General features: G+C 75.4%; 19 protein-coding genes. 8 read left to right on the top strand and 11 right to left on the bottom strand.

The window, feature by feature from the left end:
• The first annotated feature begins 10 nt into the window (after positions 1-10).
• Positions 11-196, top strand: a complete 186-nt coding sequence (locus AB0C76_RS17270) for a DUF397 domain-containing protein (protein ID WP_359965353.1) — start codon at positions 11-13, stop codon at positions 194-196.
• A 36-nt stretch (positions 197-232) separates the two neighbouring features.
• On the opposite strand, the gene AB0C76_RS17265 is transcribed toward AB0C76_RS17270, so the two are convergent.
• Positions 233-604, bottom strand: a complete 372-nt coding sequence (locus AB0C76_RS17265) for a VOC family protein (protein WP_359965351.1) — start codon at positions 602-604, stop codon at positions 233-235.
• Between the two features lie 123 nt (positions 605-727).
• On the bottom strand, positions 728-1,330 hold the full coding sequence (locus tag AB0C76_RS17260) for an ABATE domain-containing protein (protein ID WP_359965350.1): 603 nt from the start codon (positions 1,328-1,330) through the stop codon (positions 728-730).
• Between the two features lie 99 nt (positions 1,331-1,429).
• Here AB0C76_RS17260 and AB0C76_RS17255 point away from each other — a divergent pair, with 99 nt between their 5' ends.
• Positions 1,430-2,173: an MBL fold metallo-hydrolase gene (locus AB0C76_RS17255; protein ID WP_359965348.1), complete on the top strand. Its 744-nt coding sequence runs from the start codon at positions 1,430-1,432 to the stop codon at positions 2,171-2,173.
• A 63-nt stretch (positions 2,174-2,236) separates the two neighbouring features.
• Here the strand turns inward: AB0C76_RS17255 and AB0C76_RS17250 are convergent, their stop codons facing one another.
• From AB0C76_RS17250 to AB0C76_RS17240, 3 genes are all read right to left on the bottom strand, one after another.
• On the bottom strand, positions 2,237-3,751 hold the full coding sequence (locus tag AB0C76_RS17250) for a protein kinase (protein WP_359965346.1): 1,515 nt from the start codon (positions 3,749-3,751) through the stop codon (positions 2,237-2,239).
• A gap of 550 nt (positions 3,752-4,301) precedes the next feature.
• Positions 4,302-5,324: a hypothetical protein gene (locus tag AB0C76_RS17245; protein WP_359965344.1), complete on the bottom strand. Its 1,023-nt coding sequence runs from the start codon at positions 5,322-5,324 to the stop codon at positions 4,302-4,304.
• Complete coding sequence (locus AB0C76_RS17240) at positions 5,321-6,148, bottom strand: RNA polymerase sigma factor (protein ID WP_359965418.1); 828 nt, start codon at positions 6,146-6,148, stop codon at positions 5,321-5,323. The genes AB0C76_RS17245 and AB0C76_RS17240 overlap by 4 nt, the downstream gene beginning before the upstream one ends.
• Positions 6,149-6,421: 273 nt before the next feature.
• On the opposite strand from AB0C76_RS17240, the gene AB0C76_RS17235 reads away from it, so the two are divergent.
• The 3 genes from AB0C76_RS17235 to AB0C76_RS17225 all read left to right on the top strand — a co-directional run bounded on the left by AB0C76_RS17235 (position 6,422) and on the right by AB0C76_RS17225 (position 8,898).
• Complete coding sequence (locus tag AB0C76_RS17235) at positions 6,422-7,117, top strand: hypothetical protein (RefSeq protein ID WP_359965342.1); 696 nt, start codon at positions 6,422-6,424, stop codon at positions 7,115-7,117.
• Between the two features lie 178 nt (positions 7,118-7,295).
• On the top strand, positions 7,296-8,036 hold the full coding sequence (locus AB0C76_RS17230; RefSeq protein ID WP_359965340.1) for a VC0807 family protein: 741 nt from the start codon (positions 7,296-7,298) through the stop codon (positions 8,034-8,036).
• 121 nt (positions 8,037-8,157) lie between these two features.
• Positions 8,158-8,898 (top strand): tyrosine-protein phosphatase, encoded by a 741-nt coding sequence (locus AB0C76_RS17225; RefSeq protein ID WP_359965338.1) that lies wholly within the window; start codon positions 8,158-8,160, stop codon positions 8,896-8,898.
• Between the two features lie 19 nt (positions 8,899-8,917).
• Here the strand turns inward: AB0C76_RS17225 and AB0C76_RS17220 are convergent, their stop codons facing one another.
• On the bottom strand, positions 8,918-9,502 hold the full coding sequence (locus tag AB0C76_RS17220) for a GNAT family N-acetyltransferase (protein ID WP_359965336.1): 585 nt from the start codon (positions 9,500-9,502) through the stop codon (positions 8,918-8,920).
• Positions 9,503-9,607: 105 nt separating this feature from the next.
• On the opposite strand from AB0C76_RS17220, the gene AB0C76_RS17215 reads away from it, so the two are divergent.
• Positions 9,608-10,363 (top strand): Clp protease N-terminal domain-containing protein, encoded by a 756-nt coding sequence (locus AB0C76_RS17215; RefSeq protein ID WP_359965334.1) that lies wholly within the window; start codon positions 9,608-9,610, stop codon positions 10,361-10,363.
• Between the two features lie 62 nt (positions 10,364-10,425).
• On the opposite strand, the gene AB0C76_RS17210 is transcribed toward AB0C76_RS17215, so the two are convergent.
• On the bottom strand, positions 10,426-10,917 hold the full coding sequence (locus tag AB0C76_RS17210) for an NUDIX hydrolase (protein ID WP_359965332.1): 492 nt from the start codon (positions 10,915-10,917) through the stop codon (positions 10,426-10,428).
• 170 nt (positions 10,918-11,087) lie between these two features.
• On the opposite strand from AB0C76_RS17210, the gene AB0C76_RS17205 reads away from it, so the two are divergent.
• Complete coding sequence (locus AB0C76_RS17205; RefSeq protein ID WP_359965330.1) at positions 11,088-11,417, top strand: hypothetical protein; 330 nt, start codon at positions 11,088-11,090, stop codon at positions 11,415-11,417.
• On the opposite strand, the gene AB0C76_RS17200 is transcribed toward AB0C76_RS17205, so the two are convergent.
• The 4 genes from AB0C76_RS17200 to AB0C76_RS17185 all read right to left on the bottom strand — a co-directional run bounded on the left by AB0C76_RS17200 (position 11,325) and on the right by AB0C76_RS17185 (position 14,095).
• Positions 11,325-12,302 carry a sigma-70 family RNA polymerase sigma factor gene (locus AB0C76_RS17200; RefSeq protein ID WP_359965329.1) on the bottom strand — a complete coding sequence of 326 codons (978 nt, stop codon included), beginning with the start codon at positions 12,300-12,302 and terminating at the stop codon, positions 11,325-11,327. The genes AB0C76_RS17205 and AB0C76_RS17200 overlap by 93 nt on opposite strands.
• Before the next feature lie 175 nt (positions 12,303-12,477).
• Positions 12,478-12,750: a hypothetical protein gene (locus tag AB0C76_RS17195; protein ID WP_359965327.1), complete on the bottom strand. Its 273-nt coding sequence runs from the start codon at positions 12,748-12,750 to the stop codon at positions 12,478-12,480.
• Between the two features lie 154 nt (positions 12,751-12,904).
• The gene (locus tag AB0C76_RS17190) at positions 12,905-13,174 is read right to left on the bottom strand and encodes a UBP-type zinc finger domain-containing protein (RefSeq protein WP_359965325.1); all 270 of its coding nucleotides are present in this window, start codon (positions 13,172-13,174) and stop codon (positions 12,905-12,907) included.
• A gap of 72 nt (positions 13,175-13,246) precedes the next feature.
• Positions 13,247-14,095: a helix-turn-helix transcriptional regulator gene (locus AB0C76_RS17185; RefSeq protein WP_359965323.1), complete on the bottom strand. Its 849-nt coding sequence runs from the start codon at positions 14,093-14,095 to the stop codon at positions 13,247-13,249.
• A 167-nt stretch (positions 14,096-14,262) separates the two neighbouring features.
• Between AB0C76_RS17185 and AB0C76_RS17180 the strand changes: the two genes are divergently transcribed.
• Entirely contained in the window at positions 14,263-15,024 is a 762-nt protein-coding gene (locus AB0C76_RS17180) for an SDR family oxidoreductase (protein WP_359965322.1), read from the top strand.
• Positions 15,025-15,049 lie beyond the last annotated feature (25 nt).

The following is a 15,049-nucleotide window of genomic DNA, read 5'->3' as shown; positions in this document are numbered from 1 at the left end:
GGAGAACAAGATGCACCAACTCACGTGGCAGAAGTCCAGCTACTCCGGCGCAAATGACACCTGCGTCGAGGTCCGTACGACCGATGAGGCGATCGAACTCCGCGAGTCCGACGACGGCGACACCATCCTCCGCACCACCCCCGCCGCCCTCGCCGCGCTCCTCCGCGCCATCAAGGCCGGCGAACACGCCCGGTAGCAGGAAGCCGGCCTCCCCGGCCTCCTGCTCCACCCGTCATCCGTGGCTGGTGTCGATGACGCAGAAGACGTTGCCCTCCGGGTCCGCGAGCACCACGAAGTCCGGGTCCTCCGGGTACAGATCCCAGTCGACGTCCTTCGCCCCGAGAGCCAGCAGCCGCTCGACCTCGGCGGCCTGGTCGGCGGCGTCGCGGGCGTAGAGGTCCAGGTGCACGCGCGGGTGGCGCTGGACGGGCGTCTCGCTGAGCCCGAGGGCGAGTTGGACACCCGGGCCCGCCGCGGGTTCGAGCACCGTCCAGTCGTCCTCGACCAGGCCGCCGCGCGGCACGTAGTCGAGCGCGGCCGTCCAGAACGCGACGGCGCGCGCCATGTCGAAGACGCCGAGGACAAGGGATCCGACGGTCAGCATGCGCCCATTGTGGCGCCGTCGTTCGGGCCCGGTCAGTCGTTCTCCGGTCGCCGCGGCCGCCGACCCGACCACCACGCCCGACCGGCGCGGCTCCTCGCACTCGTGCGAGCAGCCGCGCCTTCGTCACGCCGGCTTCGCCTGGCTGCGGCGCGCGTAGGCCCGGGCCGCGCGCACCCGGTCGCCGCAGCGCACCGAGCACCAGTGCCGGGCGGCGTGGGTTCGCACCAGGAAACGGGTGCACGGGCTCGCTCCGCACGGGGCGAGGCGTTCGGCGTCCGGGCCGGTGAGCAGGTCCGCCGCGTCGGCGGCGATCACGGCCATGGCGTGGTCGGCGATCCGGTCGGCCGGATGGACCTGGGCACGACGGAACCCGCTCGTCCCGTCCCAGTGCAGTAGTGCGGCCGCCGGCGCGGCGGTCAGCGCCGCGTTGACCGCGCCCACGGCCTCGGGCGGCGGTACGGTCCCCCCGCTGCGCGCCGCGAGGAGGGCCCGCAGGTGGGTGCGCAGTTCGCGCAGCCGCCCCGCGCAGGGCTCATGGAGCACCGCGTCGGCGCCGGCCAGACCCCGTTCGACCAGCCACTGAGTGGCCTCGGCCGGCGTGGCCAGCAGGTCGAGACGGCCGGCGGGCAGCACGAGCTCGCTGTTGGCGAAGTCGAGCGCGACGTACCGGTCCGCGCCCGCCGCAGGCGGTGGAGGGGCTGCGGCGGTCTCGCCAGGAGTTTTCATGGCTCTCACAGTTCTCATGGTAAACCTTGCGCTCTTCCGTGATGGCCAGTTAGGTTTCATCACGTCAAACATTCGACTTACCCGTGAGGTGAACCCAGCATGGCGACCATCCGCGTCTTCGGCGGCCCGACCACGCTCATCGAGTTCGGCGGCCTGCGTCTCCTCACCGACCCGACCTTCGACGGGCCCGGCGACTACCCGACCGGCGGGGGCTACGCGCTCACCAAGACCGCGCCCTCCGCCACCACCCCCGCCGACCTCGGCCCGGTCGACGCCGTCCTGCTCTCCCACGACGAGCACCCGGACAACCTGGACGCCTCCGGCCGCGCCCTGCTGCCGACCGTCCCGCTCGTGCTCACCACCACCAGCGGCGCGGAGCGGCTCGGCGGCACCGCGCGCGGCCTCGCCCCGTGGGACTCCGTGGAGTTGACCCGCCCGGACGGCGGCACCGTCACCGTCACCGCCGCGCCCGCCCTGCACGGGCCCGAGGGCTGCGAACCGGTGATCGGCCAGGTGATCGGATTCGTCCTGACCGCGCCCGACCTCCCGACCGTCTACGTCAGCGGCGACAACGCCTCGCTGCCGCTGGTCAAGGAGATCGCCGACCGCTTCGGCCCGGTCGACACGGCGGTCCTGTTCGCCGGCGCCGCCCGCACCCGGCGCTTCGACGGCGCACTGCTCACCCTGGACAGCGCGCAGGCCGCCGAGGCCGCCGTCCTGCTGGGCGCACGGCGCGTCGTGCCGGCGCACTTCGACAGCTGGGGGCACTTCACCGAGGGGCGCGAGGCCCTGGAGGCCGCTTTCGCCGCGGCGGGGCTCCGCGACCGCCTGGAGCTCTCCTGACCGGCAGGACCAACGGGCGGGACCGACAGGCCGAGCGGCACGACCGGCCGCAGGGCCGTCGCCTCAGTCGTTCTGGTTGTCCGCGGCCGTGTGGAGGGCGGTGAAGAGCGCGCCGAGGCGGGTGTTCCAGTCCTTGGTGGTCGGGCCGTCGATGGCGTGGCGCTTGCTCATGTCCCGGATCACCTTCTGGGCGTCCTTCAGGTCCTGGGCGGCGTCGTCGGGGCTGCCCTCGTTGAGGCGCGCCGAGGCGTCGTCGAGGATGCGCAGGAGCTCCACCTGACGGTCGCGCTCCTTGCCGCCGACCTGGGTCTGGGCGACCGCCTGGCGCAGCGCGTTCAACTGCACGGCCGGGGGCTGGTTGCGCGGGACGGTCGGGGTGGGGGTGGGCAGGCCGGGCACCGTCGTGGGCGCGGCGCTCGGGCTCGGGGCGGTCGTGGCCTGCGCGGGCGCCTGGGTGGCGGGCGCGGCGGCGGCCGGCTTCTTGGCGGCCGCGTTGCCCGGCGGCGTGTCGAAGGCGGTGAGGGCGATGGCGGTGACCCCGGCCAGGCCGGCCACGCCGAGGGCGCCCAGGACGAGCGGCTTGCGGCTGCGCGCGGGCTTGGCAGGCGCCGGCGGCTCCACCGGGACCGGCGCCATCAGGGAGGTCGCGGGGGCCTGGGGCGGGAGCACGGTGGTGTGCTGCTGGTTCGACGGGACCGGCGGCAGCATCTGCGTGGGCGCGGCGGTGGCGAGCAGCTCCGCCGTCGGGTCGCCCACGGCCAGCCCGGGGACGGTGGCGAGGAGCTCGGCCCGTGCCGCGGTGGCGTCCGCCGGGCGGTCGGCCGGGTTCTTGGCGAGCAGCCGCAGCACCGCGGCGTCCAGCGCGGGCGGCAGCCCCGGGCGGCGCGCGGAGGGGGGCAACGGCTGCTCGCTGACGTGCTTGAACGCGATCGCCACCGGCGTCTCGGCGGTGAACGGCGTCTCGCCGGTCAGCATCTCGGTCAGCACGCAGCCGACCGCGTAGAGGTCGGTGCGGCCGTCCAGCGCGGAGGCGGTGGCCTGCTCGGGCGACAGGTACGCGGCCGTCCCGAGCACGGTGGCGGTCTGGGTCAGGTTGTTGGAGGAGCCGGCCCGGGCGATGCCGAAGTCGACGACCTTCACCCCGCCGTCGTCGGTGATCATGATGTTGCCCGGCTTGATGTCCCGGTGCACCAGTCCGGCCGCGTGCGCGACCGCGAGCGCCTCGCACACCGCCGCCGCGATGCCCACGGCGCGCTCCACCGGCAACTGCGGCTGCTGCGCCAGCACGGCCGCCAGCGAGCGCCCGTTCACCAGCTCCATGACGATGTAGGGCGAGCCCTGGTCCATGCCCGAGTCGAAGACCATGACGACCTTCGGGTGCACCAGCATCGCGGCGTGCTGCGCCTCCCGGGAGAACCGTTCGGCGAAGCGCGGGTCGTCGGCGAGGCCCCCGTTGAGGACCTTGACGGCCACCTGGCGTCCCAGCACGCGGTCCACCCCGCGCCAGACGGTGGCCATGCCGCCGACGCCGAGTATCTCGACGAGTTCGTAACGCCCGTTGAGCGCCCGTCCGATCACCTGGAACTCCCCTCACGCCGTGCCCGGGTCTCCGGGCCGCATCGCGCACCCGTGCACGATAGCCGCCGGCGTCCTTGACGCCCGGCGCGGCGTCCGGGCCGGTCCGGGCCGAGGCCGCCGGAGGACTTCACGCGCGTCGTGGCGGCGGCGGTTCCGCCCGCCCGCCGCGAAGGCCGCCGGCGGGGGGAGGCGGCCGGGGAACCGGGCAGCGGATCCCCGACCGCCCGTTCGGGGTGTGTGTGGCCCGCCCGGACTGCGGGCGGGCGGGCCACACGTTCCGGGCCGGCCGGGCCGGCGGCGCGTCCGGGGTGAGCGCCTGCCGGTCCGGCCGGGGGCCGGCCGGGTGGACGGTGGGCACGGGGGAGCCGACCGGCCACCCGGGGTCTCGGGTGGTCGCCGCGGCGCCGCGGGTGTCGCGGTGCCGCAGGTCCTGCGTTGGTTACTGCGGTGGTGCTGGTCACTGCGGTGGTGCCGGGTACTGCGGTCCTGCTATCCGGGTGGGCGGCGAGCCCGGGGGGATTCGCCCGCCGCCCACCCGGAGTCCTGTGGGTCACCCCTGGGCTGCCTGCCGGTCCTGCCCGCTGGGGCGGACGTCGGGCAGTGCGGGCGACGCCGGGAGCGTCGGCCCGGTCCGGCCGGGCTTGGTTCCGCCTCCGTTGGTGGTGTTCCCGCCGCCGGAGCCGCCGTTGCCCTTGCCGCCGTCGGTGTTGCCACCCGCGGTTCCGGAACCGCCGACGCCGGAGCCCTGGCGGTCGTCGTGCGTCGGCTGCGGGGTGGCGCTGCGATGGGCGTCGTCGCCCGCCCGGCCGAGCGCCTCCCCGCAGTAGTCCTCCACCTTGTCCGGGCCGCCCGCCGCCTCGACCAGCGAAGCGAACACCGGGTCCAGCACCAGCTGGCGCGAGTGCTCACCCTTGCCCGTCCGGTCGCCGAACACGTGGCAGAGCGCGACCATCGCGGCGGAGGCGGGCTGGGCGGCCCGCCCCGTCGCGGAGGGGGTCCCGGGCGTCGGGGAGGCCGACGGCCCGAGACCCTGGGCACCGCCGCCGGAGCCGCCGGCGGACGGGCCGTTGTACGGCCGGGCGGACTGGCCGCCCGGCGTGGCACTGCCCTGCCCGTGCCCGGACGTGGACACCGCGCCCGTAGCGCCACCGCTCGCGAGGGTGCGCTCGGGCTCGGTGCCTCCGCCGAGGGAGGGCAGGTTCCCGGTGCCGGCGGCGACCGCGACCCCGCACAGCGCCGTGGCGCTCAGCACGGCGGCAACGGCCTTCGTGCTGAAGGCCCTGGCGAGGGCGGCGGTTGCCATCGGTCGTCTCCGGACGGGTGCGGTCGTTGTTACGGGGTCGGGCGCGAAACGGGCCTCCCGGAACGCGGTCAGGGCGGCCTGCTCCCCGGTCAGCTCGGCGGCCGTCGCCGGGGCGGCGGCCGCGGCGAGTACCCGGGCGACCTGCCCGGCGGCGTCGCCGTCCGGTCCGGTGAGCGAGGCGTCCTGCCCGGCCGACGGGCCGCCCACGGCGCCGCCGAGCAACTGCTCGGCGGCGTCACGGTCGATCCGACGGGATCGGTTGGTGCTCATCTCATGTCCTTCAGCGTCGCGGCCCGGCGTTCTGTCACACCCTGCGGAGAAATTTTTTTCGCGGCCTTCCCGGCGGCCCTCCCGGAAGGTGTCCCCGGCTCCTGTCCGGCCGCCCGCGCGGCCGGGATCCCACGGTCGGATCCCGGCCCCGCGCCCGGCCCGAACGACTGCTCCAGCAGCTTGGCGAGCCGCCGCAGCCCCCGGTGGGCGGCCATCCGGACGGTGCCGGCCCGCTTGCCGAGCACCTGCGCGGCGCTCTCGGCGTCCAGCTCCATCACCACGCGCAGCAGCACCGCCTCGGCCTGGTCGCGCGGCAGCCGGGAGATCAGCGCGAGCGCGTCGCCGGTGCCGACCCGGGCGAGCGCGGCGCCCGCGGTGTCGTCCCCGGCCGACAGCTCGGCGAGGTACTCGAACGGCAGGTCGGCCACCGGGCGCCGGCGCCGGGCCCGCAGGTGGTCCATGGCCCGGTTGCGGGCGATGGTCGCGGCCCAGCCGCGGAAGCCGTCGCCGTCGCCGGAGAAGCCCCGCAGGTCGCGGGCGACCTGCAGCCAGGTCTCGGAGGCGATGTCCTCGGCGTCCTGCACGTCCTCGGGCCGGCCCCCGACGAGGACCCGCAGGTAGCGCAGCAGGCCGGGCTGGACGGTCCGGAAGAGGAGCCGGAACGCCTCCTCGTCACCGTCCTGCGCGGCCCGCACCGCCTCGGTCAGGTCCGCGGAAGCGGTGGCCGGGCCCGGTGGCGGGGCGGCGGGTGGTACTGGTCCGGACCGGCCTTCGGGGCTGCCGGTGCCCGCTCCGGGGCGCTCTGCACTCTGCACCCGCCACATCATGCGCCATCCGCGCGGTGCGGGCGGGCCTGACCTTGGACCGGCCCGCCCGGGGCACAAGGTCCCGCGGACGACCGCCCTTCGCCCACGGCCCCGGCGGGGCCGCCAGGCCTACGTTGTCCGTGGGCGAATCGACCGGGCCCGCAGCCCCTCGTGACCGCAGCCCCATCCGGGGCGTGCCGTCCGTCACGCCCGCGCCTCCGTGCGCCCCCACCCCGCCGGACTGCGCCGACCCGGCGCCCGGCCCGCCCGCAGCCGCCCGGAAGGACCTCCATGACCGCCGCCCGCGAGCTCCACGCGGCGGGGCTGCGCGACCACCTCGCTCCCGCCCTGCGCGCCCTGGGCCTCGTCGGGTGGCGCCGCACCTTCAGCCTCCCGGACGAGACCCACTGGCTGCTGCTCGGCCTGGTCGAGCGGGCCGCCGTCGACCGGGTCCGCTTCACCTTCGGCCTCAGCGTCGTCCGGCGCGCCGACTGGGCCGCCGCCGGCCTGCCCGGACACCGGCCCGACCCGCGGACCGTCCACGGCGTCGAGACCTGGCGGGCCGGGATCGGCGAGGTGCTGCCGGTCGGCGACGACGTGTGGTGGGAGGTGCTGCCCGGACCGCGCTGGCGGGTGGCGCTGGACGACGCGGCGGCCGCCGTCCGCCACTACGCCCTGCCCGAGCTGCGCCGCCGGGCCGAGCGGGACCGCACCGGTGCCGGCGGGGCCTACCTCTCCCCCGCCGACCTGGACGACGTCAACGCCGCGCTGCTGACCGCCGCGGTGCCGCGGATCCAGCGCGCCGAGCTCGTCGACGGAGCGCTCGTCCTGACCGGCGCCTGGACGAGGGCCGACGCCACCGCCCGGGCCGTGCTGGAGGGCACCGCGCTCGGCTTCCTCTCGGCCGGGGACGAGCGCTTCCACGGCGTGCGGTGTGCGGACACGCTGGGCCGCGAGCTGTGGACGTTCAGCGCGGCCGAGGCGTGAAAGCGCAGGTCACAGGCCCTTCCCGGCGTCCCGGCGGAGGCGGCGTCATGACGCGCACCATGACGTCTGTCATACGGATCAGGCAACGGACGGCACTGATCTGACGGAGGGTCGCGCCGGAACACTGGAGGCACGACGCGGGCACCGGCCCGCGGCCACCAGCGGGGAGGAACCCACCATGAGCCAGACCCTCAGCGCCGTCGCCACCGAGGCCGCGACCATCCCGGCCCGCGACTCCGCCCCGGCCGGCGCCAGGAAGCAGCCGAACCCGATCGGCTCCGCGTTCCGCCCGCTGCTCCTGGACGTCGCCGCCCCGCTGGCCGGCTACTACCTGCTCCACTCGGTCTTCGGGATGAGCGAGTTCGCCGCCCTCGCCTGGAGCAGCGCGGTCCCGGCCGGCCGGACGGTCTTCGGCCTGCTGCGCGAGCGCACGCTCAACCTCTGGGCCGCGCTGATGCTGGCGGTCAACCTGGCCGGCCTGGCCCTCACCTTCCTCACCGGCGACGCCCGGATGATGCTCGCCAAGGACGGCCTGCTCAGCGGCACCGTCGCGGTGGCCGTCCTGGTCTCCGTCCTGGTCGGCAAGCCGGTGATGACCCCGGTGCTGATGCCCTTCCTGACCAAGGGCAACCACGCCCGCGCCGCCGCCTGGCAGCGCCTGGTCGAGGGCCGGGCAGCCGCCTCGCGCTCCTTCCACCGCCACGCGCGCGTCTTCTCGGGGATCTGGGGCACCGCGCTGCTGGCCGAGTGCACCGCCCGCGTGGTCGGCGCCTTCACCCTCCCCGTCTCGACCATGGCCTGGCTGTCCACCGTCTTCCTGATCGGCGCCATCGTGGCCGGCTCGATGCTCGGCCAGCTCGCCGCCGAGCCGATGGAGAAGCTGCTCACCGCCGAGACCGACGCCCCGACCGCCGCCTGACCGGCACCTCTTCCGAACAGCGGGTTCCCACCGGTCGAACGGCGAGGAACCATCCGGATCTCCCGATAGTCCTTCATAACGAGGGGGTAACGGGCCCCCGGACGACGAAACGGGGAACCCCATGGACCGGACGCACGCGCAGACCGCCACCGAGGACCGCACCCTCGTCTGGGACGGCTGCCTGAACGTCCGCGACCTGGGCGGACTGCCCACCGCCTCCGGCCGCCCGACCGCCCGCGGCGCGATCGTCCGGGCCGACAACCTCGACCGCCTCACCGCCGAGGGCTGGGACGCCCTCCTCGACCACGGCGTCCGCACCGTCGTCGACCTGCGCGACGCCGAGGAGCACAGGCCGCTCCTCCCCCGCCCCGAGGGCGTCGAGCTGGTCCGCGTCCCGCTGGACGAACTCGCCGGCCCCGCCTGGTGGGAGACGTACGGACGGCTGGACGGCACCCCGCTCGCACTCCGCCCCTACCTGGACCACTGTCCGCACGCCGCCGCCGAACTGGTCACCACCGTGGCCGGCGCCCGGCCCGGCGGCGTGGTCGTCCACTGCGGCGCCGGCCGTGACCGCACCGGCCTCGCCGCCCTCCTCCTGCTCGCCCTGGCCGGGGTCCGCCCGGCCGCGATAGCCGAGGACTACCTGCTCAGCGGCCCCAACGTCCGCCCGCTCTACGGGATGCTGGGCCTGCCGGACCAGTACCGCCGGATCGACGCGGTGCTCGCCGAGGCCGGCACCACCGCCGAGGCCGCCCTGGCCGACACGCTGGACGGCTTCGACCCGGCCGGCTACCTGCTCGCCGCCGGGGTCACGCCGGCCGACGTCGCCGCCGTCCGGGCCCGGCTGGTGCCCGCGGCCTGACCGCCGCCCGGTCCCGCGTTCACCAGAGCCGGTCGACCGTCCCGGGGTGGAGGGCGATCCGGCGGTGCGGGAAATCCGCCCGGTGGCGCTCGGCGCGCGCGGTGAAGAAGGCCGCCATCGTCACCTTGTCGAAGCCCTCCCGGTCGCTGGGGAACGGATCCTCCGCCGTCCCCCCGACCAGGACCGCGCCCGGCAGCCACTCCCAGCCCGCGCTCTCGTAGAAGCCCCGCAGCCCGCGGTCGCAGGTGAACAGCCCGAGGTCCGCGCCGCGCTCCCGGGCGGTGGCGCGGGCCGCCGCCACCAGCCGCCGGCCGTGCCCGAGCCCCCGGCGGGCCGGGTCGGTGACCACGGTGGACAGACCGCTCGCCGCGTACGTCCGCCCGGCGTGGACGATCTCCTTGGAGAGCACGTCCAGCGCGGCCACCACGCGGGAGCCGTCCAGCAGCAGCATGGAGAGCGGGCGCAGGGCCGGATCGTGCACCGGCGCCGCGGACGGACCGGGTGGACCCGGCCACGCCAGATCCTGCAACTCGGCCACCCGCAGCTTGAGTTCGGCGGGCACCTCGGCCTCGGGCAGGGCGATGATCCGCAGGTCAGCCGTCATGTCCGACTCCTTCTCCGCACTCCGTCACCCGACCGCCCGAAGCCTACCCGGCAGTATCGTCAACTATCGGTTGACGATGCAGGATCGACAACCTACGGTTGACGCATGGAGAATCCCGTTGTTCCCAGCACGACTCCGCTGCGCCTCGACGACCTGATCACCGCGATCAAGAAGGTCCACAGCGACGCGCTCGACCAGCTGTCCGACGCGGTGATCGCCGCCGACCACCTGGGCGACCTCGCCGATCACCTGATCGGCCACTTCGTGGACCAGGCCCGCCGCTCCGGCGCGTCCTGGACGGACATCGGCCGGAGCATGGGCGTGAGCAAGCAGGCCGCCCAGAAGCGCTTCGTCCCCAAGGACCCCGCCACCCCCAACGACCTCGACCCCAGCCAGGGCTTCGCCCGCTTCACCGACCGCGCCCGGCACGTCGTCGTGGTCTCGCAGGAGGAGGCCAGGAACGCCGGCAACGCCGAGATCACCGCCGAGCACCTGCTGCTCGGCCTGATCGCCGAACCCGAGGGCATCGGCGCCAAGGCGCTCGCCGCCCAGGGCGTCGACGCCGAGGCGGTCCGCGCCGCGGCGGGCGCCGCCCTGCCGGCCCCCGCCGCCGAACTGCCCGCACTGATCCCGTTCGACGCGCAGGCCAAGAAGGTGCTGGAGCTGACCTTCCGCGAGGCGCTCAAGCTGGGCCACAACTACGTCGGCACCGAGCACATCCTGCTCGCCCTGCTGGAGCAGGCGAACGGCACCGGCGTGCTCGCCGACCTGAACGTGGACCGGGCCGAGACCGAGACGTTCATCTCGGAGGCCATCGCCGCCATCATCGCCGAGCGGCAGAAGGACCCGACGCAGCCGTGAAGCACGGACGGGCCCGGGGGCGGTCGACCGCCCCCGGGCCCGCACCACTGTCCGGCGTCCCCTCAGAACCCCGACACGCTCGTGGTGACGATCCGCACCCGCCCGTCGACGGCCGCCTCCAGCGCGGCCCGCAACCGCGCCGAACGGGACGGGCCGAGCAGGACGAGCGCCTCCTCGTCGGGGACCCAGCGGTAGTCGTCGAGCTCACCGGCCGGGACGGTCACGGGGGTGCCGTCCGGGACGGTGCCGAAGTCGAAGAGCAAGTGCTCGGCCGGGTGGTCGAGTTCGTCGGAGGGGTGGGTCCAGGAGATCGCCAGCAGGTCGCCGGCGGCCTTGACGATCCCGGTCTCCTCCTCCAGCTCCCGCGCCGCGCACTCGGCGGGCCCCTCGCCGAGGTCGATCGTGCCGCCCGGGAACTGCCAGTGCTCGCGGTACCCGGCCTTCACGATCAGGATCCGCCCGGACTCGTCCCGCAACAGGCAGCCGGCCGCCGCGTAGATCCGCGGCAGGGAGGCCAGCCACTCCTCACGGGACTTCAAAGGCTCAGCCGACACGGCGGTCCTCCTCGCTCGATGCCAACGGCCCACGGCCGCGGCAACGGTGGTCTCTACGCCCCCACTCTGCCATCGCCGCCGACGGCGCACGGACGGGGCGGACCGGCGAACCCGACCTGCGCGCCTGCGCCGGACCGATGATTCGCGACCGCCGGAGCGGTCCAACCCGCATGGAGACCAAGCGAACCACCACCACCACCGGCCGGACGCTCACCTGCGACCTCCGCGCGCTCACCGCCCCCGACCTGGCGGTCGTCGACGCCCTCGCCCGGCTGCGGCTCGCCGCCGCCCGGTACGGCGTGGGCGTGCTGCTGCTGAACGCGAGCGGCCCGTTGCGGGAACTGCTCGCGTTCAGCGGGCTGACCGACGTCCTGCCCGTGGCGGGCGGGCCTTCGGCAGGCGGGCCGCTACTCGGCGTCCAGCCGGGCCGGGAGACCGAACAGCGGGAAGAGCACGTCGGTGTCGAGGAAGTTGGTGAGCCCGGTGATCCGGCCGTCTGAGACCTCGGGCACGATCAGCGCCCAGGGCTCGTGCCCGCCCGCCGGACTCGGCCGGTACTGCGCGAAGGCCGGACCGCCGTTGGCCGTCACCGGGACCAGGCGCGAGCCGCGGCAGCCGCAGCCGGGGCCGAGCATCCACGCCCGGATCTCGTCCTTGCCGCGCAGCCACATCGCGAACGGCGGCATGTTGAGCGTGACGTCCTCGTGCAGCAGTGCGGCGAGGCCCGCCATGTCGTAGGCCTCGAAGGCGCTGACGTAGCGGTCCAGCAGCGCGCGGTGGTCGTCGTCCAGGGCGGCCACCGGACGGGCGGCCGCGCCCTCGCCGGCGAGCACCGCGCGGGCGCGCTGGAGCGCGCTGTTGACCGAGGCCACCGTGACGCCGAGCAGTTCGGCCACCTCGGCGGCCCGCCAGCCGAGCACCTCACGCAGGATCAGCACCGCGCGCTGGCGCGGCGCGAGGCGCTGGAGCACCGCCACGAAGGCCAGCTTCACCGACTCGCGCTGCGCCGCCACGTCGGCCGGGTCGCCCGTCTCGGGCAGCACCCGGCCGTCCGGCGCGGGGCCGATCCACGTCATCTCGGGCAGCTGCGCGTCGCTCGCGGTGGCGACCGTCACCGGGCCGGCCAGGTCCATCGGGCGGGCCCGGTTGTTGCGGCCGTTCAGCGCGTCCAGGCAGACGTTGGTGGCGATCCGGTACAGCCAGGAGCGCAGGGCGGCCCGGCCCTCGAAGTTCTTGTGGCCGCGCCAGGCGCGGACCATCGTCTCCTGCACCGCGTCCTCGGCCTCGAAGACCGAGCCGAGCATCCGGTAGCAGTAGCCGGTGAGTTCCGTCCGGTAGCGCTCCAGCTGGAGCTCGACCGGCTCCTCCGTGATCACGTCCGCCATCGCGCGCCCCCGTCGCCCCATCGCCCTGGCCGCCCTTCGGCCGACGGATCGACCGTACCGCAGGGGTCCGACACGTCGCCCCGGCGCGATCCGGCGGTCGCCCCGGCCGGACCTGAGCACGCGCCGGAGGCAGGTGTCCCGCAGGGACGCCCACCTCCGGCGGCGGTGGCGCCGCTCAGTGCGCGGAGTGCTTCTCGGCGCCGCGGTGCCGGTGGCCCTTGAGCTCGGCGTGCATCGCCGGAGCGGCGTGCGCCGCCGTCGTCCCGGTGTCGCGCCCGCCGTGCCGGAACGGGTCGCCCGCGGCGTACCCGGCCACCGCGGCGGAGGTGCCGCCCGTGCGGACGCGTGGACCGAGCTGCTTGGGGCTGCTGGCCATGCCGCGGCGCTCCAGCAGTTCCTGGGTGCCCTGGCGGAGCTTGGCGGTGCTGGCGGGTGTTCGCTTGGTCATCGTCGGCCTCCCTTCGGCGGTCACCGACGGCGACGGACGTCGGCCGGTGGCCGCTCGGGCGCTGCGCTTCGACTGTCGGGCGAGCGCTATGTCCGGATTTTATCCGGATTGGGGCCCGGTGCCACCGGGAATCCGCCCCCGGTAGCAGCGCTGCTCAGCCCATGGCCTCGTGGACGAAGCACCAGCGCCAGTCCTCCCCCGGCTCGTACGAGCGGATCACCGGGTGCGAGGAGGCGTGGAAGTGCGCGGTGGCGTGCCGCCCCGGCGAGAAGTCGCAGCAGCCGACGTGGCCGCAGTCCAGGCAGATCCGCAGGTGCACCCAGTCCCGCCGGCCCTCGGCCAGGCAGTCCGCGCACCCGTCCGCGGGCGGGGCGGGCCGGATGGTCGCGGGGGCCATGGCGAGGTCTTCGCAGGCGGCGGTCATGCCCGCAGGGTAGTGACGCCCGCCCGGGGCGGGGCGCGAAGACACGCCCGGAGCGGGCCGCGGAGCAGCGGTTCACTCCACCCTGGCCGGGCTCCCGTCCGCCGTCCAGCTCGCCAGCAGCGCGAGCTTCTGCGCGGTCGGCGAGCCGGCCGGTGCCGTGAACGCGACCAGCAGCTGCTCGGGCGATCCGTGCACGCCCAGGGTCTCGTAGCCGAAGTCGAGTTCGCCGACCAGCGGGTGCCGGATCAGCTTCACCCCGTGGGTCTTCTCGCGGACCTGGTGATCGGCCCACAGGCGGCGGAACTCCTCGCTGCGCACGGACAGTTCGCCCACCAGCGCGCTCAGCTTGGCGTCCTCCGGGTGCAGCCCGGCGTCCCGCCGCAGGTACGCGACGGTCTCCGCGGCCACCGCCTCCCACTGCACGTAGAACCCGCGGGCCGCCGGGTCGAGGAACACCTGCCGGGCGGCGTTGGTGTCACTCCCCGGACGGGACGAGTAGCCGTGCACCGCGTCCGCCAGGGCGTTCCACGCGAGGACGTCCATCCGGCGCCCCAGCACGAACGCCGGCACCCCCGCCATCATGTCCAGCAGCAGCCGGGTGCCCTCGCGCACCTGCTGCCGCCCGCGCGCGGCGCCGGCGCCGGACGGCTTCGGCGGACGGGCCAGCGACCGCAGGTGCTCCGCCTCCACGTCGTCCAGGCGCAGCACCCGCGCCACCGCGTCCAGGACCGCGTCCGAGGCGCTGCCGCCCCGGCCCTGCTCCAGCCGGACGTAGTAGTCCACGCTCACGCCCGCGAGCTGCGCCACCTCCTCCCGGCGCAGCCCCGGCACCCGGCGGCGGCCGTGCGAGGGCAGGCCCACCTCCTCGGGCTGGATCCGGGACCGGCGCGAACGGAGGAAGTCCCCCAGGCTGTTCTCCATGCCCGGCAGCGTAGTCCCGGGACGGCGCTGGAAGGTGGTACTGCCGTTCCCAGGAAGGGAGTTCCCGGGTCCGTCCTTCCCAGGAAGAGCTCGGCCCTGGGTGGCCGTCCGCCGCCGCAGCAGAGTGGTCGTCGTCAGCCCGACCGCCCCACCCCCGGAGCCTCCCGATGAGCTACCCCGCCCTCGCCACCCGCACCGCCGTCGTCACCGGAGCCGCCAGCGGCATGGGCGCCGCCACCGCCCGGCTGCTCGCCGCCGGCGGCGCCCGCGTCGCCCTGCTCGCCCGCCGCGCCGACCGGCTGGCGGACCTGGCCGCCGGGATCGCCGGAGCCGGCGGCCAGGCCGTCGCCGTCACGGCCGACATCACCGACCAGGCCTCCGTCGACGCCGCCGCCGAGGCCGTCCACGCCGCCTTCGGACCGGTCGACCTGGTGGTCAACAACGCCGGCGTGATGCTGCCCAACCCGCTCGACGACGGCCGCATCGACGAGTGGGCCCGCATGATCGACACCAACCTGACCGGCGCCCTGCGGGTCGTCCGCGCCTTCACCCCCGACCTCGTCGAGGCCGCCGCCGAGGGCCGCGCCGCCGACCTCGTCAACGTCTCGTCCATCGCCTCACACGTCGTCTTCCCCAACTACGCGGTCTACGGCGCCACCAAGGCCGGCCTCACCCAGCTGTCCGCGGCGCTGCGCACCGAGCTCGGCCCCCGCGACGTCCGGGTCAGCGCCGTCGAGCCCGGCCTCACCGACACCGAACTCGGCGGGCACATCGACAACCCCGCCCTGCGCGAGCAGCTCGGCGGCATGTTCGAGGCGATCCCGGCCCTGAGCGCGGACGACATCGCCGACCTCATCGCCTACACCGTCAGCCGCCCCCGGCACGTCAACCTGCGCCACGTCGTCGCGCTGCCCACCCGGCAGGCGTGAGGGGCCACGACGGCTCCGGCGGGCC

This window comes from Kitasatospora sp. NPDC048722 (genome assembly GCF_040650235.1).
Taxonomy (GTDB): Bacteria; Actinomycetota; Actinomycetes; order Streptomycetales; family Streptomycetaceae; genus Kitasatospora.
Note: the sequence above shows the minus strand (reverse complement) of the source record. Positions and strands in the feature narration are given on the sequence as shown.